This is a genomic window from Erythrobacter sp. QSSC1-22B (assembly GCF_001678665.1).
Lineage (GTDB): Bacteria > Pseudomonadota > Alphaproteobacteria > Sphingomonadales > Sphingomonadaceae > Qipengyuania.
Map to the genome: position 1 here is coordinate 15,558 of NZ_LZRP01000008.1, position 22,063 is coordinate 37,620.

Sequence of the window (22,063 nt, forward strand, 5' to 3'; positions counted from 1 at the left end):
CAGGCTCGAAAAGCCTGTGTAAGGCTATGGTCCTATGAGTCAGAAACCCCAGACGCCGCTGCTTGATACCGTCGATTTGCCTGTCGACCTTCGCAAACTCGGCAAAGAACAATTGCGCCAGCTGTCCGACGAATTGCGCGACGAGGTGATCGACGCGGTCGGCTCGACCGGGGGTCATCTGGGCTCCGGGCTCGGCGTGGTCGAGCTCACGGTGGCGATCCATTACGTCTTCGACACGCCGAGTGACCGGCTGGTCTGGGATGTCGGCCACCAGTGCTATCCGCACAAGATCCTGACCGGTCGCCGCGACCGGATTCGCACGCTGCGTCAGGGCGGCGGGCTCTCGGGTTTCACCAAGCGCTCCGAAAGTGAATACGATCCCTTCGGTGCGGCGCACAGCTCGACCTCGATCAGCGCGGCGCTGGGTTTCGCCATGGCCAACAAGATGCAGGGCCAGAATGGTCGCGGCATCGCGGTGATCGGCGATGGTGCGATGAGCGCTGGGATGGCCTACGAGGCGATGAACAACGCCGAGCAGGCGGGAAATCGCCTGGTGGTGATCCTCAACGACAACGACATGTCGATCGCGCCCCCGGTTGGCGGATTGTCGGCCTATCTGGCGCGAATGGTCTCGAGCAGCGAATATCTCGGCCTGCGCAGCCTGGCCTCGAAAGTCGCGCGCAAAATGAGCCGCCGGGTTCATTCCAGCCTCGAGAAGGCCGAGGAATTCACCCGCGGCATGGTCACCGGCGGGACATTGTTCGAGGAGCTGGGCTTCTATTACGTCGGCCCGATCGACGGCCACAATCTCGACCATCTGATCCCCGTTCTCGAGAATGTCCGCGATAGCGACCAGGGTCCGGTGCTGGTCCATGTCGTGACCCAGAAGGGCAAGGGCTATGCCCCGGCCGAGAACAGCGCCGACAAATATCACGGCGTACCCAAATTCGATGTCGTCACCGGCGAGAAGGCGAAGTCCGCCAAGGGTCCGCCCGCCTATCAGAACGTCTTCGGCGACACGCTTTCCAGGCTGGCCGAGAGCGATCCGCGGATTTGCGCGATTACCGCCGCCATGCCGGGCGGTACCGGGATCGACCGCTTCGCCGCCGCGCATCCCGACCGCACCTTCGATGTCGGGATTGCCGAGCAGCACGGGGTGACTTTCGCCGCCGGCCTCGCCGCGCAGGGGATGCGCCCCTTTGCCGCGATCTATTCGACCTTCCTTCAGCGCGCCTACGATCAGGTGGTCCACGATGTCGCGATCCAGAACCTGCCGGTGCGCTTCGCGATCGACCGTGCCGGGCTGGTCGGCGCCGACGGTGCCACCCATGCGGGCAGCTTCGATGTCACCTATCTGTGCACGCTGCCCAATTTCGTCGTGATGGCCGCGGCCGACGAGGCCGAACTGGCCCACATGACCTACACCGCCGCCGAGTACGACGACGGCCCGATCGCCTTCCGCTATCCGCGCGGCAATGGCGTGGGCGTCGACCTGCCGGAGACGCTTGAGAAGCTCGCAATCGGCAAGGGCCGGATCGTCCGCGAGGGCACCAAAGTAGCAATTCTCTCGCTTGGAGCGCGGCTTGCGGAAGCGATGAAGGCGGCCGACCAGCTCGATGCCCGCGGTCTGTCCACCACCGTGGCGGACATGCGCTTCGCCAAGCCGCTCGACACCGAACTGATCGACCGGCTGATGCGTAGCCACGATGTGGTGGTCACGGTCGAAGAGGGCGCGGTGGGCGGTCTCGGCGCGCATGTCCTCACCCATGCCAGCGACACCGGGCTGACCGACAGCGGGTTGCGGATTCGCACGATGCGGCTGCCCGATATGTTCCAGGACCAGAACGACCCGACCACGCAATATGACGAAGCCGGGCTCAACGCCCCGCATATCGTCGAAAAGGTCCTGAGCGCGCTGCAGCATAACAGCACCGGCGTCGAAGAAGCGCGAGCCTGAGCCGATGGGTCTGCTCAAGGTCGAGCGCGCGGGCCATGTCGTAACCCTGACGATCGACCGCGCCGAGACGATGAATCCGCTGGGTGCAGCGGGCGATGGCGATGCCTTCGTTGCCGCCTGCGATGCGATCGACCGCGATCTCGATGTCCGTTGCGTTATCCTGACCGGCGCCGGACGGGCATTCTCGGCCGGGGGCGACATCAAGGCGATGAAGGAGCGCAGCGGCTCCTTCGGGGGCACCGCGCCGGGCCTGTCGGACAATTATCGCAACAACATCCACCGCATCCTGCGCGCGCTCTACGGTCTGCGCGTGCCGCTGATCGCGGCGGTCAACGGCCCCGCGATTGGGCTGGGCTGCGATCTCGCCTGCCTTGGCGATATCCGCATCGCCTCGAGCAAGGCGAAGTTCGGGGTGACCTTCCTCAAGCTGGGGATCATCCCCGGCGATGGCGGCACCTGGTTGTTGCCACGCATCATCGGCGAGGCGCGCGCTTCCGAACTGTTCTACACCGGCGAGGTGATCGACGCCGAGACCGCCTGCGCCTGGGGTCTGGTCAGCCGGGTGGTCGAAGCCGAAGCGCTGATGGACGAAGCCGGGACGCTGGCCGGCAAGATCGCCGCGATGCCCCCGCACGCTTTGCGTCACGCCAAGAACCTGATGCGGCAGGGACGCGAGACCAGCTACGACACCGCGCTCGAGATGGCGGCCAACACGCAGGCGCTGATGCATCTGACCGAGGATCACATGGAAGGCGTCGACGCGCTGATCGAAAAGCGCGCGCCGGACTTCAAGGGCCGCTAATCGAGGGGCTGAACTAGCCGATCCAGCGCCCTAGCCGATCCAGCGCCACAAGCCGGCGGGTATCCCCGCCAGCGGCAGGTGCACCCAGGTCAGCAGCGCCCAGAGTACGAGCGCCGCGATCCATATCTTCGCACCCGCCGCGCCCAGCCGGCTCCAGCGCGGCCAATAGCCGGTGTGCGCTTCCCAGGCCTTCCAGTCCTCGCCCATCAGCGTGCGTTTCTTGCGATCCTGCAGATGCGCGCCCAGCAGCGCGAGGGTGAGGATCGCCAGCCCGATGACATTGGTACGCCAGCTCCACCACAGCACGATGTGCGACACCGCCCACAGAGCGAAGCTCCACATCATCGGATGCCGGGTGACGAGGAAGACCCCGGTCGGCGCGGCACGCGCCGCTGCGGCGGCGCCCGGGGTCGGCATCGCCGGATTGCCGGGAGTGAGCGAGCCTGCGAACAGGACCAGCGCGGGCAGGGTGATGAGAGACGAGAGCAGCCAACCGATCTCGCCGCTGCCGCCAAGGTCGCCGGGAGGGGCAGCCTTGAAGGCCGTGACCATCCAGACGAAGGTCGCGAGGCTGACGAGCGAGTAGGCCAGCATAAAGCCGTTCTGCCCGAGCTTCATCAGCCACGGGCGCAGCGGGTGCGACATCGCGAAATGCGTGCCGACGAAGGCGAGGCTGGCAGCGATCAGCTCGATCAGTGCAGGGTCAAGAGCCCCGCCGCCTGCGCCCGACATCCCAAGCTCGCCGCCCATCGCCTTCCCCCTTCGTCTGGTTCGTCTAGCGTCCCTCGATCCCGATCAGTTCGACCTTGAAAAGCAGCGTCGCTCCACCTGGAATCGGTCCCTTGCCGACGGGACCATAACCCAGATCTGCGGGAACCGCGATCTCGATCGTATCGCCCACGCCCATCTCGGGGATCGCAACCTGCCAGCCGGGAATCAGCCGCCCGAGCGGGAAGGTGGCGGGTTCGCCGCGTTCGTAGGAGCTGTCGAACACCGCTCCGTCGATGAAGCGGCCCTCGTAATAGACGGTGACCTTGTCGGCAACGGTCGGGCGCTCGCCGCTCCGGTCGCCATCGAGCAATCGCCAGTGCAAACCGCCTTCCATCCATTGCCAGCCGTCCGCGGCATCGAGCCCGCCAAGATAGGCCTGCTGCGCGCTATGCCAGGCCAGGTCGTTGGAGCGACCGGGCGCTTCGTCTTGCGCGGTTGCGGCATAGAAGCCGACCGCCGCAAAGGCCGCGCCCAGCGCGATAAGTGTGCTCCGCATCTCGTTCAGATCCTTACCAGTCGTAGGCCTTGGGCAGATCGCTTTCGTCGAGATCGCGATAGCGTTCCTTGAGGCGGCTCTGGTGATTGTCGAGCGGCTGCTCGACCCCGTCGATGAACACCCGCACCGGCATCGCGCCAAGCTCGAGCGGATCGCCGTCCCAGATCACCACATCGCCAGCGGCATTGGGCGCGAGCACGCCGGCGCGCCCGCCCATGCCGCTGATCTCGGCGGGGATCGAGCTGATCGCGGCAAATGCTTGGCCCCAGCTCAGTCCGGAGGCGCCGGGCAGTCGCGACAGCGCGACGAGATTGCCGGCATATTGGTTGAGATTGCGCGGGTTCTCCATCGCGGCGGCGTTGATCGCCACCTTGACCCCGGCGGCGACCATGCGACCGATGTTCGACTGCGTGCTGCCGAGCTCTTCGAAGCTCTGCGGCAGATCGTCGAGACCGTCGGCGATCACCGGGACGCCCGAAGCGGCGATCTCGTTCGCGACCAGCCAACCTTCGCTGGCGCCGACGAGCACGAGGTCGAGACCGGGAAACTCGCTGCGCAGCGCGAGCACGCTGCGAATATCCGAAGCCCGTTCGACCGAGACATAGAGCGGCTGTTCGCCGCGTACGACGGGGACCAGCGCGGCCGCGTCGAACCGGGTGAGCAGGACATCGTCGCCGCGAGCCGCGTCATCGCCGGTCATTCGCGGATCGATCGGCAGGTCGTCGCCAGTGCGGACATCGGCGGCGCGCGAGGCGCGACCGGGGATGCTGGCGTCCTCGCCGAACCGGGTTGCCTCGCGCAGCGCATTGCGCAGCAGCGCATGCGTCGCGGTGCGGCTGCCGCCCGCGAGCCGCGCCCCGCTCTCGCCCAGCGCGACGACCTGGAAGGCGCGCGGACGAACCACCGCCTGCGGATCGGCGCCGAGATCGATGATCGCCCCCTGGCCGCCGAAGATCGAGCTCGCCGGCATGGTCACGCTGGCGGCGCGCGTCACGCCTGCGGCGCGATGGACGAGGATGTGTTGCGAACTGGGGTTGATCGCCGGCGCCGCATCGAGCGCAGCGCTGAAGGGCGAACTGCCCGCCTGCGTATCGTTCGACTCGCTGACCGCGCCGACATCCGACAGGCCGAGCGTGGTGACCGTGGCGAAGAGGCCGGGGGTGACCCAGCGGCCTTCGGCGTCGATCGCGGTTCCGCCCGCAGCCGGCGCTCCGGCTCCCACCGACACGACCCTGCCGCCGCGCACGACGACATGGCCGTTCTCGATCGGCTCGCTGCCATCGCCGGTGGCGACCGTAGCGTTGGTGATGGTGAAATCCTGCGCGGCGGCGGGGACGGCGATGGCACAGGCGGCAACCGCGGCAAGAAGGGTGCGCTTGATCATTTGACGTCTCCTTCACCGGGCTGGCCAAGCTCGAAATCGCTCACCGGTCGGCGTTTGCGATCGAGCGCGTCGAACATCAGCGCACCGTCGATCCAGACCTTCTCGGGCCTTGAATAGACCGACAGCGGATCGCCGTTCCACAGCACCACATCCGCCATCTTGCCGGTTTCGAGGCTGCCGGTCTGGTCGGCGATGCCCATCGCCTTGGCGGCGTTGAGGGTGATCCAGCCGATCACGTCGCCATCGGAAATTTCCATCCCCATTCGCCGTCCGGCGGCCTGCGCCTTGCCGGCCTCCTGGTTCAATCGCTGGATCCCATTGGCATCGTCGGAGTGGATGACCACGCAGGCGCCGGCCTGGTTGAGCAGCGCGGCGTTCTCGAGGATGCCATCATAGGCTTCCATCTTGAAGCCGTACCAATCGGCCCAGATCGCGCTGCAGACGTCGTTCTCGCGCAGCAGGTCGCCGATCTTGTAGGCCTCGACCGCGTGGTGGAAGGCCGTGACCTTGTAGCCCATCTCCTCGGCCATATCCATTACCAGCGCCATCTCGTCGGCGCGGTAGCAGTGGTTGTGGACCAGGATGTCGCCGTCGAGCACGCCCTTGAGGGTTTCTTTGCCGAGATCGCGTTTTTCGCCGTCATAAGCCTTGGCATCGAGCCACATCTGCCGGTTTACCGCGAAATTGCCCATGCGGGTGGACGGGATCCTCCCCCTGCTGCCGTAGACCCGCTTGGGGTTCTCGCCGCAGGCCATCTTCATGCCATAGGGCGCGCCGGGGAACTTCATCCCCTGCACGGTCCGCGCCGCGACGTTCTTGAGCGTCACCGTGCGTCCACCGGTCAGGTTGGCCGAGCCGGGCAGGATCTGCAGGCTGGTCACGCCGCCATTGGCAAGCGCGCGCGAAAAGCCGGGATCCTGCGGCCAGACCGAATGTTCGGCCCAGACTTCAGGGGTGGTCGGGCTGGTCGCCTCGTTGCCGTCGGAATGCGCGTCGACGCTGGGGGTGGGATAATTGCCGAGGTGCGAGTGGATGTCGATGACCCCGGGGGTCACGAACTTGCCGTTGGCATCGATCCGGTCGTAGCCCTCGGTCGAGAGCGATGAATCGCCCACCGCGACCACCTTGCCCTCGCGGAACAGCACCGTGCCATTGTCGATCCGGCCGCCCGTGCCGTCGAACACGGTCGCGCCGACCAGCGCCGTCGGGCGCCCGGGATAGGGACGGTAGGTCGAGGCGTAGGGTGTACCGATCTCGGCCGCCGCGCTGGACGATGTCCTGCTGCGGTCGGCACCATCGGTGGTGGCGCAGGCGGCGAGCGCGCTGCTCGCCAGAATGCACGCCGCGAATTTGGCTGGAAGTCTCATATTGCCCCTCGTTTCGTCATCGTGCTGTCGTAGCGGAATTTGAAGAGGCCGGAGCATTTGCGCCCCGGCCTCATGTTTGGCTGCGGTGTCAGCGGTCCTGACCGGGCGCGCGCGGGATCTGCGGCGAGGTGGTCGGGTGGATACCGCCTTCCTGCGGCTCGATACCGGCCTGCGACCGGCCCTCGAGGTCATCGCCGACATTGTCGTCGACCAGAGTATCGAGATGCATCAGCTTCTTGATCAGCGGGCTGACCACCATGACCAGGACACCGATCCCGACCGCGTACCAGCCAACCGTGCTGTAGACATCGAGCACGACCTGCTTGCCCGCTTCCTCACCGACGCCTTCGCCCCCAGTCGCCGAAGCGATCAGGCCGGCGGCGAAATTGCCGGTCGCCGACGCGAAGAACCAGGTGCCCATGATGAGGCTGGCCATATGCGTCGGGCTGAGCCGGTTCATCGCCGACAGACCGACCGGCGAGAGACACAGTTCGCCGGTGGTGTGGAGCAGATAGACCAGGAAGATGAAGATGACCGGAGTTGGCACGTTCAGGCCCGCGGTCTGCGAGCCCCACACCAACACGAGGAAGCCCAGTCCGACCTGAATAACCGCAAGCCCGAACTTCATGGGCGTCGAGGGCTCCTTCCCTTTCTGCGCCAGTTTCTGCCAGCCGAAAGCGAAGATCGGCGCCAGCAGGACAATGTAGATCGCGTTGATTGACTGGAACATCGACGCGTTCACGCCCTGTGTGTCGACGTGCCGGTCGGTGAACAGGTTGAGCGACGAGCCGGCCTGTTCGAACAGGGCCCAGAAAACGATCGAGGTCAGGATCAGGAACATTGCCGCGAAGATGCGATCGCGTTCCTCTGGCGCCAGCTTGGTTACGGCGACGAACAACACATAGAGGACGAGGGCGCCGCCGAATCCGCCAACCACGTAGCCGACCAGAGCCTGATACTGGATTGCGGCCCAGCACAGCAGGACCATCGCCAGACCGGCACCGTAGATGCCCCATTCCTTGAAGCCCTTGATCTTCTCGGGATCCTTGGGCTCTCCGTTGCCGAGCAGCAGCGGCTTGCCGAGCACGAAGAACACCAGACCGATCAGCATGCCGAAACCGGCAAGGCCGAAGCCGTATTGCCAGCCATAGGTCTGACCGAGATAGCCGCAGATGATCGAGGCGGTCGCCGCGCCGACATTAATCCCCATGTAGAAGATCGTGTAGGCCGGATCGCGGCGGACATCGGTGCGGGTATAAAGCTGTCCGACGATGACCGAGATATTCGCCTTGAGGAAGCCCGAGCCCACGATGATCAGTGCCAGCGCGAGCCAGAACACGTTGATCATCGGATCGCCCTGACCGCCGCTGCCCTCGAACGCCATGAAGAAATGACCCAAGGTCAGCAGGACGGCCCCGAAGAGCACCGCCTTGCGCTGCCCGATATACCGATCTGCCAGATACCCGCCGAGGACCGGAGTGATGTAAACCAGCGCCGTGTAGGCACCGTAGATGATCGAGGCCTCGCTGTCCGAGAACAGCCAATGCTGAACGAGATAGAAGATCAGCAGGGCGCGCATGCCGTAGTAGGAGAAACGCTCCCACATTTCGGCCATGAACAGCAGGAACAGCCCCTTGGGGTGGCCGATCACCTCTTCCTGCGGGCGGGTAACAAGCACCATGCCCCCGATGAGGAATGCTGCGAGCGCGATCACCGCGACCCGGAACGCCCACATCTCGAACCCCGAGCCAAATGTGAAGAAGAGTCCCTCGACCATGAAAATCCAACCCTTTGTGTTCCAGCCTGATCTTGCGCGCCAGGCCTCCGAAGCGCGGCAACCTAGCGAGTCGAGCACTCATGTGAAGCATTAGTTTCAGTCGCGACCACCTCGCGATGCAAAAGATCCAGCGCGGCCCTCACCTTGCGCGCCGCGCTGTATTATGGCACTGCAGCAGCATTCTCCCTTAGGAAATGCAATGAGCAATCAGTCCAAACCCGTCTATCTCAAGCTGCGCGATCTGATCGCTGCGGCGATAATCGACGGGCGCTACCCCGAGGGCAAGATGCTCCCATCGGTGCGGGCGCTGGCGGCCGAGCAGGGTGCGAACCCGCTGACTGTGGCCAAGGCGTATCAGCAGTTCCAGTCCGACGGGCTGGTCGCGGTGCAGCGCGGGGTCGGCATGTATGTGGTCGATGGTGCTGCCGAGCGGCTATGCCGCAGCGAACGGCGATTGTTCGTCGAGGAAGAATGGCCGCTCATCCGCGAGCGGATCGAGCGGCTCGGGCTGGATGCCGAGGATCTGCTGGCCCCCGCCTGAAGCGGAAACAGGCTTCGCATCGTTGCGAAATACATTCCTTTGTTAACTTGCCGAGACAGGCCCTTTCTGGCAGGTCGAATCCGAGGTCGGGACGGCAAAAGCGCCGGACGACTGTTGGGTCGCGCCACTGGAATTCAGCTGATTTGCCGAACGGGCGGTCGGGAGAGCAACATGATACGATCCGAACTGCTGGCAGCGCTGGCGAAGGACAATCCCGACCTGCGTGCCGAAGAGGTCGAACAGGTGGCCGATATCTTCTTCGACGAGATCAGCCAGCGGCTGGCGGAGGGGGGCCGGGTCGAGCTGCGCGGCTTCGGTGCATTTTCTACCCGTGAACGCGATGCCCGCAAGGGCCGCAATCCGCGCACCGGCGAGCAGGTCGAAGTGGCCGCCAAGCGGGTACCCTATTTCCGCCCGGGCAAGGAAATGCGTCGGGTCCTCAACGAGGAATGAGGCGATGGTGAGGTCTCGATCGACCTCACTCCCTCTCTTGTCGCTTCGCTCCGGGCTGGCTAACCCGCTCCCGAGCGCGGGTGTGGCGGAATGGTAGACGCCGGGGACTTAAAATCCCCTGACCTTTGGTCGTGCGGGTTCGAGTCCCGCCACCCGCACCAAGCCCCGGATCTATTTGAAATCCGGTATCCTCTGCGGCCAGTTAGGGTGGTTTTAACCCTTTTTCACGTATTTCACCGGATGAAGTGGAGTCGGGCCCATCGGGATGGGCTCTTCTTCGCTTGGAAGGTGGGATCGCAATGGATTTACTGTCGATCGACAGCACAACTGGGCAAGAGGCATCCACCGACGCAGATCAGCGCGCCGCGAAGCGCTACACCTCGCTCATTCGCGCCGCAAAACTGGTCTCCGCACATGGCGAATTCGTCTGCGTGATCCGCGACGTGTCGAGCCTTGGCATCTCGCTGCGCATGTTTCACGACTTGCCGACGGACGAGATTATGGGCCTCGAATTGCAGAACGGCGACAGTTTCGAACTGCGCAAGGTTCGCGTCAACGGGAGGGAGGCAAGCTTTACCTTCGAGGATGAAGTGGAGGTCGACCGCTTGATCCGTGAGACCTGGAACTACCCCAAACGGCAGCTGCGCCTCAATCTCACCATTCCGTTAAGTGTCACGAGCCTGACAGGCAGGGGCGAGGCGATCACGTCCAACCTCTCTCAGCAAGGCGCCTCGATCGAATGCGATGCGCGGTTTGCGCTCGACCAGACCGTCCGCCTCGAAGGCAAGCAAATGCCCGAGCTTCGCGCCAAGATTCGCTGGCGGAAGGAAAATTGCTACGGTGTGGTGTTCGACAACACCTTCACGCTGCGCGAATTCGGCGTGCTGGCCGCGAAAGTGCAATGCCCGGCGCTGGTGCGCGACGAAGGCGCCTGACCTAGCCCAAAGGGCGTAGCGATCGCGCCAGCGACAGGCGTGCTTGGGCTAAACCGATCAGGCGGGGACGAAATCCATCGCCACGCCGTTTATGCAGTGCCGCTTGCCGGTCGGCTTGGGACCATCGTCAAAGATGTGTCCCAGATGGCCACCGCAATCGGCGCAATGGACCTCGGTGCGCGCATAGCCCAGCTTGCGGTCGCGGCTGGTCCCGACCGCTCCGGGAAGCGCCGCCCAGAAACTGGGCCAGCCGGTGCGGCTGTCGAATTTGGTGCGCGAGGCGTAAAGCTTGTTTCCGCAACCGGCGCAGGCGAACAGGCCCTTGCGGTTTTCCTTGTCGAGCGGGCTCGAATAGGGCCGTTCGGTGCCCTCTTGACGCAGCACGTGGAATTCGGCCCGGGTCAGTTTCTCGCGCCATTGCGCTTCGCTCAGTGCGACGGGGAAGCTTCGCGCTTCGGCAACGCCTGCGCCGCATGCTGCAAGCGCGGAGAAGGCGATGCCGGCGCCGAAGGTGCCCAGCGCACGGCGGCGATCCAGACTGACTTTGGGCGAGGGGTGATCATGGTCCATGCAACGATCCATGACAGATCACCGGTGAATAGCAGCGGAACGGCGGTCGGCTATCGTGCCGGCCACTTCAGAATTCGGTGATTTCGACCTCGAGCTTGCGGAAGCCATGGACGAAATTCGCGCGCACCCGCTCGACATCCCCCGCGACATGCACCCGCATACGGCGCTTGTGCATCTCTTCGAGCAGGATCCGCAGCTGCAGTTCCGCCAGCCGAGCGCCGACGCAGCGATGGATGCCGTAACCGAAGGCCAGGTGGCGGCGGGCGTTCTCGCGGGCGATATCGAGCTTGTCGGGGTTCTCGAACACCTGCTCGTCGCGATTGGCCGACAGGTACCACAGCACCACCTTGTCGCCCTTCTTGATCTGCTGGCCGAACTGCTCGGTGTCCTCGGTGCAGGTCCGGCGCATATGCGCGAGCGGGGTCTGGAAACGGATGCATTCCTGGACCGCATTCGGGATCAGGTCGGGGTTCTGCTCGAACAGCTTGCGCTGGTCGGGGAAGGTGTCGAAGCCGTGGATGATCCCGCTCATCGTGTTGCGGGTGGTATCGTTGCCGCCGACGATCAGCAGGATCAGATTGCCCATGAATTCTTCCGGGCTCTGCTGGTTCATCGCCTCGGAATGAATCATCATCGAGATGAGGTCGGGTGCGGGATCCTGCTGCGCGCGCTCGGCCCACAGCATCTGAAAATAGGCGGCCATTTCGTGCAGGAAGCTGCGCCGCAGCTGATCCAGTTCGCGCACGCTGGCGAGCTCGGTGTCGCCGGCCCAGTCCGACCACAGCGTCAGCAACCGGCGATCTTTCCACGGGAAGCCGAACAGCAGCGCCAGCATCCCGGTGGTCAGTTCGATCGAGACCGTGTCGACCCAGTCGAACACTTCGCCGCGCGGCAGCGAATCGAGCAATTCGCCGGTTCGCTGGCGAATATCCGCCTCCATCCGTTTCATTTCGCCCGGGGTGAAGGCGGGGGCGACGGTGCGGCGCTGGCCGGTGTGCTTGGGCCGGTCCATCGCGATGAACATCGGCAGTTCGAGGCGTTCTTCCTCGGGAATGTCCTCGGCGCGTTCCAGAATGGTGATGCCGCCGTGTTCCCAGCTCGACGAGAACAGGTCGGGCAGCGCCTCGATATGCTGGATCGCCTTGTGCTGGACCACCGCCCAATAGGGTCCGAACGGGCTTTCGGGGATGTAATGCAGTGGCCCCGCCTCACGCATTTCGCGGAAGATCGGCTGCCAGCTATCCTCGGCGTAGATATCCGAACGGCTGACATCCCACTTGTGCGAATGGTGCATCCGCTGGTCGGGGTGGGCGTCGAAATGCTCCTTGAGCGACTCGTAGGCGCTTGGTTCTGTACGGAACTGGGGCTTTTCGGCGGCGATGGTGGCCATGGTACTCTCCCGCTTGGGGCGACTCGTTCCGGTCGCCTCCGTCATGCTCCACTATCCCGCGTAACTGACAAGTGTGTCAATAGTGCGTTGCAAATCGGGACCGAACCGCTCCGTTATCGGCGCGTCGGGCGCCACCCGAGGCTGAAGCGACCTTTCGCCTTGGCCGTGGCTGGGCCGGATTTCATCACCCGCCGCCGGAACAGGGAGGCGCCGCCGCGCACGAAGATCGTCACCCACGCCACTTGCCAGGCAAGGGCGACCAGATGCGGGAGCAGGTCCGGCGACTGGGCGGCGCGCCCGACCATCGCGTAGGGCGACGACAGCGGGAAGACCGCCGCAAACAGTTCCACCGGCGAGCCGATATCGGTCATCGCAAAAGTGGCGAGGAAGAACACCGCGAGTTGCAGGATCGTGGCCGGCATCGACAGCGTCTGCACGTCGCGCACGGTGGCCGCCATCGACCCAACGGTGAGGAACACCGAGCCGATCAGCAGATAGGCCAGCGCGAAATAGAGCACGAACAGCGCGGCGAAGAGCGGCCAACCGACCGCCGGGGTCGGCAGCGTGGTACCGTCCAATGGAACCAGTGCCAGAGCGACCAGCGCCAGCCCGCCCCACACCGCGATCCCGACGAAGCTGATTGCCAGCATGGCGAACAGCTTGCCGACGAACACCGCGTCCATCGGGATTGCGGCCGCAAGGATTTCGATGATCTTGTTGGCCTTCTCCTCGACCAGATTGGAGAGGACCATGCCGGCCAGCAGCATGGTGAGCAGGAACAGCAGGGTGATCCCGGCGGTCGCGGTGCCGGTCTGCGCGCTGCGGGTGCTCGCCATGCTCGTCTGGGTCTGCTCGAGCGCAACCGTGGGATAGGTCGCATCGGGCCCCTGCGCGCGCGCCGCCAGCAACGCGACCCGGCCCTGCCAGCGCTCGATCTGTTCCTGAGTGCCGATCAGCCGCGGTTGCGCCAATGTGCCTGTCAGCACCGCACCGAAATTGCGCGTGCGATCCGCAAGCAGGGTGGCGGGTTCGGCTTCGCCGACGGTGACGCGCTCGATCGGGGGAATGGAGATCAGGGCATCGAGTTCGCGATGCGCGCGAGCGAGCGCTTCGGCTTGCGCAGCAGGCAGCATCACCGCGAGACGCGGCGGTTCGCCGCTTTCGGCGGCCTTGGCTCCGAGCATTCCGGCGGCAATGCTGATCGCCCCGAAGAAGATCGGTCCGAGCAGGAACAGCAGGAAGGCCTTGCTGAACAGGATCGCCTGAAAGTCGCGGCGCGCCACCACCCAGGCGGCTTGCCACAGCGACAACCGGCTCTTGTCGGCCATAGTCATGCGCTGGCTCCGGCGGCATTGTCGGCCTCGAGCGCGCGCGCCGCAGCTGCTCCGGCAATCTCGACGAAGGCATCGTGCAGCCCGGCGCGCTCGATCGACAGCGACAGCACGCCGGCATCGCCCTCGATCAATTGCTTGAGCAGCGTTTCGATTCCGCTGTCGGGCACCGGGAAGAACCAGAAATGGCCGCCATTCGCCTTGACGTCGTGCTGCGCATCCTCCGGCAGGGCCGCGCGCCAGCGCCCGTCGCGATTGCGCGTCTCGAGCCGGACCTGCGCGGGGATGCTGTCGCGCGCGGCATCCACCGATCCGGCATAGGGCACGCGGCCCCCGGCGATGATCGCGACATCGTCGCACAGGCGTTCGGCGTGGTGGATCACGTGAGTGGAGAAGATCACCGTCGTACCCTGCCCCGCGAGATCGCGGATCATGACCTCCAGCTTGCCTTGGTTGATCGCGTCGAGACCCGAGAAGGGCTCGTCGAGCACCACCAGCCGCGGCCGGTGCACCAGCGTGCCGAGCAGCTGGACGGTCTGCGCCATGCCCTTGGACAATTGGCGGATCTGCCGATCGATCGCATGACCCAGGCCATGGGCTTCGAGCAGCGCTCGTCCGCGCTTGCGGCCTTCTTCGAGCGTCAGCCCGCGTAGTGCGCCCATGAAGGCAATTGCCTCGTCGCATTTCATGGTGGGGTAGAGCCCGCGCTCCTCGGGAAGATAGCCGATCAGCCGGGCGATATCGTGCGGGCGGTCGTGCCCGAACACCCGGCGCACACCCTCGTCGGGATCGATGATACCGAGCAGCATGCGCAAGGTCGTCGTCTTCCCGGCGCCATTGGGCCCCAGAATGCCGTAGATCGCGCCTTCGGGGACGGAAATGTCCACCCCGTCCACCGCAAGCGTTCCATCGAACCGCTTGACCAGCCCTTTCGCTTCGATCGCCAGCGGGCGCTCCGGCGCCTGCTGTTGCGCCTGCTGTTGCGCAATGGCGGAAGTTTCGCCTCGCGGGGGGGCCTCGGTCTGGTTAAGCATGGCAATGGGTTACCCGCCACCCATCAACAGGAGCAACAGCTAGTTTTGATCGCGCCGCAGCCCATCGCCGCTCTGCAGGAAGATCTGCGAGTCGAGGCGCGGCGACTTGGCTTCGTCGCCTGCGGTTTCACGGCGGCGGCGGGCGAGCCGCTTCGCGCCGAACGGCTCGAGGAATGGCTCGCCGAAGGGCGCCATGGGTCGATGGAATGGATGGAGACGAGAAAAGCGCAGCGCGTCTCGCCGCAGGGCCTGTGGCCCGAGGCGCGCAGCGTGATCGCGCTGGGTATGAGCTACGCGCCGCCCAACGATCCGCTGGCACTGGCCGACGCGCCCGACAAGGCGCGGATCTCGGTCTATGCGCAGGGGCGCGACTATCACGATGTGGTCAAGAAGGCGCTCAAGGCGCTGGCGCGCTGGTTGATCGCGCGCGAACCGGACAGCGCGCTCAAGGTCTTCGTCGATACCGCACCGGTGATGGAAAAGCCGCTCGGACAGGCGGCGGGGATCGGCTGGCAGGGCAAGCACACCAATCTGGTCAGCCGCGAGCATGGCAGCTGGCTGTTCCTGGGCGCGATCTATTCGACGCTGCCCTTCGCGCCCGATGCTCCGCTGGGCGACAGCTGCGGTTCGTGCCGCGCCTGCCAGGACGCCTGCCCGACCGACGCATTCCCCGAACCCTATCGGCTCGATGCGCGGCGGTGCATTTCCTATCTCACCATCGAGCACAAGGGACCGATCCCGGAGGAATTCCGGGCCGCACTGGGCAACCGGATCTACGGCTGCGACGATTGTCTCGCCGTGTGCCCGTGGAACAAGTTTGCGCAAACCGCGCACGCCCATGCCAGGCTCCTGCCGCGCGAGGAACTGGTCGCGCCGGATCTGGCGAAGCTGCTCGAGCTCGACGATCCGTCCTTCCGCCAGCTGTTCTCGGGAAGCCCGATCAAGCGCGTCGGGCGCGACCGTTTCGTGCGCAATTGCCTCTATGCGGCGGGCAACAGCGGGCGGCGCGAGTTGCTGGCGCAGGTCGAGGGTTTGCGCGCCGATCCCGATCCGGTGGTTGCCGAGGCCGCCGACTGGGCTGCCGCGCGGCTCAGAGCAGCTCTTTGAGCGCAACCTCGGTGTCGGCGAGCAGCGCGGGATCGACCACCGCGCGCGCTTCGATCAGCTTGCGGCCCTGCACGTAGTCGCGCGTGGTGTTGACGCAATCGAGCGCGACGACCCGGCCTTCGCGCAGGTAGATCACCGAAAACTTGCGCTCTGCGGGATCGCCGCGGACCACCACCGCATCGTGATCGATCGACAGCCCCACGGTCTGCAACCGCAAATCGTACTGGTTCGACCAGAACCACGGCACTGCATTGTAGGGCTGTTTGTCGCCCATGATCGCCCTGGCCGCGGTGTTGGCCATGTCGTTGGCGTTCTGGACCGATTCAAGCCGGATGACGGCGCTCTCGGCATAGGGATTGGCATGGGCGGCGCAGTCGCCGATGGCATAGACATCGTCGAGCGAGGTGCGGCAGTATTCGTCGACATCGACACCATTGGTCCCCGACGCCCCGGCCGCGATCAGCGGGCCGACCGCGGCGACGATGCCGATGCCGACCACCACGATCTCGCACGCGAAGCTCTCGCCATTGTCGGCCAGCACCGCGGTTACGCGGCCGTCCTCGCCCTCGATTCGCTCAACCCCGGTCGACAGCCGCAGGTCGACACCCTGGCGGCGATGTTCGTCCTGATAGAAGGCGCTGAGCGCTTCGCCCGCGACGCGGCCAAGCACCCGGTCCTGATTTTCCAGCAGAGCGACCGAACAGCCGAGCTTGCGCAGCACCGCAGCCACTTCGAGCCCGATATAGCCGCCACCGACGACTACAGCGCGCCGCGCGCCGTTCTCGATCTGCGCGCGCAGCGTGTCGACATCGGTGCGGCTGCGGATAGCATGGATGCCGGCAAGATCGGCGCCCGGGCACGACAGCCGCCTTGGATCGCCCCCGCCTGCCCAGATGAGCTTGCGGTAGCCGATCCGGCGTCCGTCGCCCAACGCGACTTCATGGCCGACTGGGTCGATCTCGGAAACATTGGCGCCCAGTTCGAGTTCGATGTTGCGCTCGGCCCAGAACTCCGGCTTGCGGATCATGATCCGCTCGAGCGGTTTTTCGCCGGCGAGATATTCCTTCGACAGCGGCGGGCGCTCGTAGGGCGGTGTCCGGTCGCGGCTGATCATCAGGATCGACTGGTCGTGACCGTGCTGGCGCAAGGCGATGGCCGCCTGAGCAGCGCCATGGCCCGAGCCCACGATGACAATATCGGCACTATCCATCGCTTGCGGACTTCGCGGTTATGGCTGCGCCGGTCAAGCCGCGGCTATCGACACAGCAGATTGCGCGCCATGCTGGCGACCTGCGCGAGCACGGCGGGCGCGACCGGTGTCTGCGCCTGAGCCCGCCCGATCATCGTGCGGAACTGACGCACCGCGACCGCATTCTCCGCAGCCCATTTCTCGACCATGGCGGGCATGTCATCCTTGGCGCCCTTGCGGCGCGACAGGCGGCGCAGGAAGTCGAGCCGCATCTGCTGGAAGTCGCGCGCGAGACCGGCGACCAAGAGGCGTTCCCAGACATCGGCAGGGTTCATCATCGCCGAGGTCGCCTGCGCCCAGTCTAGCCCGAGCGAGCCGCCCAAACCGGTGAAGGCCTTGGTCAGGTCCCACGGATCGATCTCGTGTTCGCGGGCAAGCTTGGCCAGACCTACCGCGCCATCCAGCTCGAACAGATGCGCGACCCGTGCGGCGAGTTCCTCGGGTGCACCGGCATCGGACAGCTCGGCGGTCAGCCGGACCGATTGCTGTCTGCTCTCCTCTGCCAGCAGGCTGGCGGTCGCCCCGGACAGCTTGCGCACGCCCGGTCCGAAGGCATCGAGGCTTTCGGCGGGATCGGCGATGCCGACGCCAGCGGTCAAAAGGTCCGCCATCTGCATCCGCATACCCTTGGCGGTGCGGTCGAACAGCAGCAGGCGTGCGCGTTCGGGCATGTCCGCGACATCGATGGCGGCCCACAGCGAATCGAGTTCGAACAATCGCTCGGCGACCACGAACGCGCCCGCGACCTGGTCCAGCGTCACGCCCTCTTCCTCGGCGAGTTCGAAGGGGTGGACCAGACCGATCCGGTTGACGATGCGATTGGCGAGCTTGGTCGCGATCAGTTCGCGGCGCAGGCGATGGGTCAGAATCTGCGGCTTGTAGCGCTCGCGCATCGGCGTCGGGAAAGCCTCGAGCAGCATGGGTTCGAGCGCAGCATTTTCCGACAATGGCCCGGTCTCGATCGCGTCCTGCAGCGCGAGCTTGGTCGAGGACAGCAGCACCGCGAGCTCGGGGCGGGTCAGCCCCAGCCCTTCGCTGGCACGGCGACCAAGAACTTCATGATCGGCCAGTCCTTCGGTCTTGCGGTCGAGCTTGCCGCTTTCTTCGAGTGTCTCGATCAGCCGCAATTGCGCTTCTGCGGAACGGGCGCCGCCGATCTCGGCTACCGAGAGCGCGAGTGCCTGCAGGCGGTTGTCCTCGAGCACCAGCTTGGCGACTTCCTCGGTCATGTCCTCGAGCAGCGCATTGCGCTTGGGTTCGGAAATACGCCCGGCGCGGCGCGCTGCGGCCAGCGCAATCTTGATGTTGACCTCATTGTCCGAACAATCGACCCCGGCCGAATTGTCGATGAAGTCGGTGTTGATCCGGCCGCCCTGGAGCGAGAATTCGATCCGTGCGGCCTGGGTGACGCCCAGGTTTGCGCCTTCGCCGATCACGCGGGCGCGGACCTCGCGGGCATCGACCCGGACGGGATCGTTGGCGGGATCGCCGACCTGGACATTGTTCTCGCTGGCTGACTTGAGATAGGTGCCGATGCCGCCGAACCAGATGAGGTCGACCGGTGCCTTGAGGATCGCCGAGATCAGGGCCTCTGGCTCGATCTCCTTCTGATCGATGCCGATCGCCTTTTGCGCCGCCTTGGAGAGTTTGAGGCTCTTGGCATCGCGCGGGAACACGCCGCCGCCGCGCGAGATGATATCCTTGTCGTAATCTTCCCAGCTCGATCGCGCCAGATCGAACAGGCGCTTGCGTTCGTTCCAGCTGGCTGCCTGATCGGGATCGGGATCGATGAAGATATGCCGGTGGTCGAAGGCGGCGACCAGCTTGATGGTTTTCGACAGCAGCATGCCGTTGCCGAACACGTCGCCCGACATGTCGCCGCAACCGACCACCTCGATCGGATCGGTCTGGACGTCGATGTCCATCTCGCGGAAATGGCGCTGGACCGAGACCCAGGCGCCGCGCGCGGTGATGCCCATCGCCTTGTGATCGTAACCGTTGGAGCCGCCGCTGGCGAAGGCATCGTCGAGCCAGAATCCGCGGCTTTCGGCGATCGCGTTGGCGACGTCGGAGAAGCGTGCGGTGCCCTTGTCGGCGGCGACCACGAAATAGGGATCTTCCCCGTCGAGGATGACCACGTCCTCGGGATGGACGACTTCGTCATCGACGATGTTATCGGTAATCGACAGCAGCGTGCGGATGAGCACTTCGTAGCTGGCCTGTCCCTCGGCTGCCCAGCCGTCGCGGTCGCTGATGGGATCGGGCAGTTGCTTGGGATAGAAACCGCCCTTGGCGCCGGTCGGTACGATCACCGCGTTCTTGACCCGCTGCGCCTTCATGAGGCCGAGAACTTCGGTACGGAAGTCGTCGCGCCGGTCGGACCAGCGCAAACCGCCCCGGGCGATCGCTCCAGCGCGCAGGTGGATGCCCTCGAGACGACGCGAATAAACGAAGATCTCGCGCCATGGAATGGGTCGCGGCAAATTGGGGACCAGCGCCGATTCGATCTTGAAGGCGAGCGCTTCACTGCCCGCCGGGGCGAAGGCGTTGGTCCGCAGGATCGCATCGATCAGCGAGTGGTAAAGCCGCAGCAGGCGATCGTCGTTGATCGCCTTGACCTTGGCGAGCCCGCGCTTGATCGCCTCGCGGGCGTCTTCGATCGCCTGCTCGCGGCCCTTGCCGAAAGCGGGGTCGTGGCGCGCGGTGAACAACGCGACCAGCGCGCGGGTGACATCGGGTGCGCCGCGCAGCGCATCGACCACGGTGTAGATGGTGAAACCCATCCCTGCCTGGCGCAGATAGCGGTAGAAGGCGCGCAGCAGATCCGCCTCGCGCGCAGTCAGCGAGGCTTCAGGGACCAGCCGGTTGAAGGGATCGCTCTCGGCTTCTCCGTTGAGCACGGCCGCCACTGCCTTCTCGATCTCCTCGGCGCGCTCGACCAGTTCCTCGGCTTCGACTGCGGAGGAAAGCGTCAGCGCGAAATCGTGGATCGTGCCGAGCTTGCCCCCATCGAGCACGGTCGGCATTTCGGTGTCGACGTGGAAACCGAAATTTTCCAGCGCAGGCACGGCGTCGGACAGCGGCATGCTGCCCTCGGCCTGATAGAGCTTGAGGCGCAGACACTGCGCATCGCTTTGCTGGCACAGATAGATCCGCGCATCGCGCTGCCATTGCTCGCCGCTTTCGGCATGAACGCCGAGCGCGCGCAGGCGGGTGATGTCGGTCGCGGCTTCGGCGGGGCCGAATTGAGCGCGGAATGCGGTCGGGAAGGCTTCGGCCCAGCGCGAGGCGATGGCCGCGGCGCGGTTCGCATCGCCCATTGTCGCCAGCTCGCTCTCGACCGCTTCGCCCCAGCCGCGCAGCATCGTCTGCAGCCGCTCGTCGAGAGCCTTCTCGTCGGGGGTCTCGCTGCCGTCGCGGATGTCGAGCACGAAGCGCAGCATGGCAAGATTGCCGCCTTCGACCTCGAGGCTCCAGTCGAGCAGTTTCGCTCCCGCGCCGTCTTCGAGGAGCGCCTGAATCTGTAGCCGGACCTGCGTCGCCAGCATGTCGCGCGGCAACCAGACGAAGGCGAACAGGTGCCGCGCCAGCGGCGCCTCGACCATCGCCAGCCGGGGGCGCGGGCGATCGACCAGCGCCATCATCGTGGTGGCGATGCGTTCGACATCGTGATCGGAAAACCCGATCAGCAGATCGTGCGGCAGCGTCGTCAGGGCATGGACGAGCGCCTTGCCGGCGTGGCCGCCGACATCGAAGTCGAGCCGCTCCATGATCGCTTCGACCTGGGCCCGCAACCGCGGGACGGTCCGCGGCGGCGCAGCCAGCGCGGCGCTGGTCCAGACCCCGGCGTGGATCGACAGCGCGATGGTCTTCCCGTTCTTGCGACGCGGTACGATGAACAGGTCGAGCGGGACCCGGCGATGGACGCGGGCCAGCCGGTTGGCCTTGATGATCAGCAGCGCCCGGGCCCGCTCGGGATCATCGAACCAGGCGAAGGCGCGGTCGTAGGAGGTGTCGGCGAGCAGGTCCTGCGCGCTCTTGCGACAGATGCCGAGCGCGGTGCCGACGGTCCCGTCGCGGTGACGCTCGAGATGGCCGAGCTGGGTCAGCATGCCGTTGTTGAGCCATTCGAGCAGCGCGGTGGCTTCCTCGTCCTCGAGCCGCCCGGCGTCGGCGAGCATGGCGTCCTGCAATTGCGCCCAGTCGTTTACCGCGGCCCGGACATCGCCCAGCGTTTCGCGCAAGGTGGCCATCAGTTCCCGGCGCTGGCGGGCGTCGACGCGCGACGTCTCGATGTAGATCATCGATTCGTAGACCGCATCCTCGGGGTCGCTATCCAGAATCGTGGTCAGTTCGCCGTCGGTGTTGCGCTCGACCGGAACCACCGGATGCACGAGCCGATCGATCGCCAACCCGGTCGCAGCGATAGCGTTCGCGGTCGAATCGACCAGAAACGGCATGTCGTCATTGACCAGCGCGATGCGCATGAAGCGCCGTTCTTCGGCGGCCGATTCCAGCACGATCGCGGCGCGCCCTGTCTGGCGCTGGAAGCCGGCCTCGGCGACGAAGCGGGCGGCTTCGACCAGCCGGTCGCGGGCCATGTCGCCGTCGCCGGGGAGGAGCGATTCCTCCATTCGTGCGGCAAGCGATTCTACCAATCCGGCGGGAATGGCGGGCTTCTGCCCTGCGGCAGGTTTAGTCGAACCCATGTATCCTCTCAGCGGGCCCTCTCTCATCGGCCCGGAATGGCTGCAGCGCGGTGTTCGCCGCGCCTGACGTGTCCGCCCCTAGTCCTCTCCTCGCGCCGCGGCAAGCAAGCCTCGCAGGCTCCAGAAGGGGCAACCGCGCGAAGGGGTTGCGGCGTTCGAAGAACGCGACGGAATGCGGTGAGTTGCGATC

17 protein-coding genes and 1 tRNA gene are annotated in these 22,063 nt (G+C 65.5%); 7 read left to right on the forward strand and 11 right to left on the reverse strand.

Annotated features, from left to right (window positions below):
• The first annotated feature begins 34 nt into the window (after window positions 1–34).
• Together dxs and A9995_RS12995 are read left to right on the forward strand one after the other, a co-directional pair.
• On the forward strand, window positions 35–1,957 hold the full coding sequence (dxs, locus tag A9995_RS12990) for a 1-deoxy-D-xylulose-5-phosphate synthase (RefSeq protein ID WP_067613707.1): 1,923 nt from the start codon (window positions 35–37) through the stop codon (window positions 1,955–1,957).
• A 4-nt stretch (window positions 1,958–1,961) separates the two neighbouring features.
• Window positions 1,962–2,759 (forward strand): crotonase/enoyl-CoA hydratase family protein, encoded by a 798-nt coding sequence (locus A9995_RS12995; RefSeq protein WP_067613709.1) that lies wholly within the window; start codon window positions 1,962–1,964, stop codon window positions 2,757–2,759.
• Between the two features lie 30 nt (window positions 2,760–2,789).
• Here the strand turns inward: A9995_RS12995 and A9995_RS13000 are convergent, their stop codons facing one another.
• From A9995_RS13000 to A9995_RS13020, 5 genes are all read right to left on the reverse strand, one after another.
• Window positions 2,790–3,509, reverse strand: coding sequence for an NnrU family protein (locus A9995_RS13000; protein WP_067613711.1), 720 nt, complete (start codon window positions 3,507–3,509; stop codon window positions 2,790–2,792).
• Window positions 3,510–3,534: 25 nt separating this feature from the next.
• A complete protein-coding gene (locus tag A9995_RS13005) occupies window positions 3,535–4,026 on the reverse strand; it encodes an FKBP-type peptidyl-prolyl cis-trans isomerase (protein ID WP_067613713.1) in 492 nt (163 codons plus the stop codon).
• A gap of 13 nt (window positions 4,027–4,039) precedes the next feature.
• Complete coding sequence (locus tag A9995_RS13010) at window positions 4,040–5,410, reverse strand: amidohydrolase family protein (protein WP_067613715.1); 1,371 nt, start codon at window positions 5,408–5,410, stop codon at window positions 4,040–4,042.
• Window positions 5,407–6,777 (reverse strand): amidohydrolase, encoded by a 1,371-nt coding sequence (locus A9995_RS13015; protein WP_067613717.1) that lies wholly within the window; start codon window positions 6,775–6,777, stop codon window positions 5,407–5,409. The genes A9995_RS13010 and A9995_RS13015 overlap by 4 nt, the downstream gene beginning before the upstream one ends.
• 88 nt (window positions 6,778–6,865) lie before the next feature.
• Window positions 6,866–8,554 carry a peptide MFS transporter gene (locus A9995_RS13020; protein ID WP_082992717.1) on the reverse strand — a complete coding sequence of 563 codons (1,689 nt, stop codon included), beginning with the start codon at window positions 8,552–8,554 and terminating at the stop codon, window positions 6,866–6,868.
• A 199-nt stretch (window positions 8,555–8,753) separates the two neighbouring features.
• On the opposite strand from A9995_RS13020, the gene A9995_RS13025 reads away from it, so the two are divergent.
• The 4 genes from A9995_RS13025 (at window position 8,754) to A9995_RS13040 (ending at window position 10,483) form a co-directional block, all read left to right on the forward strand.
• Complete coding sequence (locus A9995_RS13025; protein WP_067613719.1) at window positions 8,754–9,095, forward strand: GntR family transcriptional regulator; 342 nt, start codon at window positions 8,754–8,756, stop codon at window positions 9,093–9,095.
• 171 nt (window positions 9,096–9,266) lie between these two features.
• Window positions 9,267–9,548 (forward strand): integration host factor subunit beta, encoded by a 282-nt coding sequence (locus A9995_RS13030; protein WP_067613721.1) that lies wholly within the window; start codon window positions 9,267–9,269, stop codon window positions 9,546–9,548.
• A 76-nt stretch (window positions 9,549–9,624) separates the two neighbouring features.
• Window positions 9,625–9,709 (forward strand) — tRNA-Leu (locus tag A9995_RS13035).
• A 138-nt stretch (window positions 9,710–9,847) separates the two neighbouring features.
• The gene (locus A9995_RS13040; RefSeq protein ID WP_067613723.1) at window positions 9,848–10,483 is read left to right on the forward strand and encodes a PilZ domain-containing protein; all 636 of its coding nucleotides are present in this window, start codon (window positions 9,848–9,850) and stop codon (window positions 10,481–10,483) included.
• 57 nt (window positions 10,484–10,540) lie between these two features.
• On the opposite strand, the gene msrB is transcribed toward A9995_RS13040, so the two are convergent.
• The 4 genes from msrB to A9995_RS13060 all read right to left on the reverse strand — a co-directional run bounded on the left by msrB (window position 10,541) and on the right by A9995_RS13060 (window position 14,808).
• Window positions 10,541–11,053, reverse strand: a complete 513-nt coding sequence (msrB, locus tag A9995_RS13045) for a peptide-methionine (R)-S-oxide reductase MsrB (RefSeq protein ID WP_067613725.1) — start codon at window positions 11,051–11,053, stop codon at window positions 10,541–10,543.
• A 67-nt stretch (window positions 11,054–11,120) separates the two neighbouring features.
• A complete protein-coding gene (locus A9995_RS13050; RefSeq protein ID WP_067613893.1) occupies window positions 11,121–12,443 on the reverse strand; it encodes a cytochrome P450 in 1,323 nt (440 codons plus the stop codon).
• Between the two features lie 113 nt (window positions 12,444–12,556).
• Window positions 12,557–13,777, reverse strand: a complete 1,221-nt coding sequence (locus A9995_RS13055; protein WP_369815852.1) for an ABC transporter permease — start codon at window positions 13,775–13,777, stop codon at window positions 12,557–12,559.
• Window positions 13,774–14,808, reverse strand: coding sequence for an ABC transporter ATP-binding protein (locus A9995_RS13060; protein WP_082992718.1), 1,035 nt, complete (start codon window positions 14,806–14,808; stop codon window positions 13,774–13,776). The genes A9995_RS13055 and A9995_RS13060 overlap by 4 nt, the downstream gene beginning before the upstream one ends.
• Before the next feature lie 48 nt (window positions 14,809–14,856).
• Here A9995_RS13060 and queG point away from each other — a divergent pair, with 48 nt between their 5' ends.
• Window positions 14,857–15,915 carry a tRNA epoxyqueuosine(34) reductase QueG gene (gene queG, locus A9995_RS13065; RefSeq protein ID WP_369815854.1) on the forward strand — a complete coding sequence of 353 codons (1,059 nt, stop codon included), beginning with the start codon at window positions 14,857–14,859 and terminating at the stop codon, window positions 15,913–15,915.
• On the opposite strand, the gene A9995_RS13070 is transcribed toward queG, so the two are convergent.
• Window positions 15,899–17,125: an NAD(P)/FAD-dependent oxidoreductase gene (locus A9995_RS13070; protein ID WP_067613729.1), complete on the reverse strand. Its 1,227-nt coding sequence runs from the start codon at window positions 17,123–17,125 to the stop codon at window positions 15,899–15,901. The two genes, queG and A9995_RS13070, sit on opposite strands and share 17 nt — an antisense overlap.
• Before the next feature lie 44 nt (window positions 17,126–17,169).
• Window positions 17,170–21,873, reverse strand: coding sequence for an NAD-glutamate dehydrogenase domain-containing protein (locus tag A9995_RS13075; protein ID WP_067613731.1), 4,704 nt, complete (start codon window positions 21,871–21,873; stop codon window positions 17,170–17,172).
• Window positions 21,874–22,063: the final 190 nt, after the last annotated feature.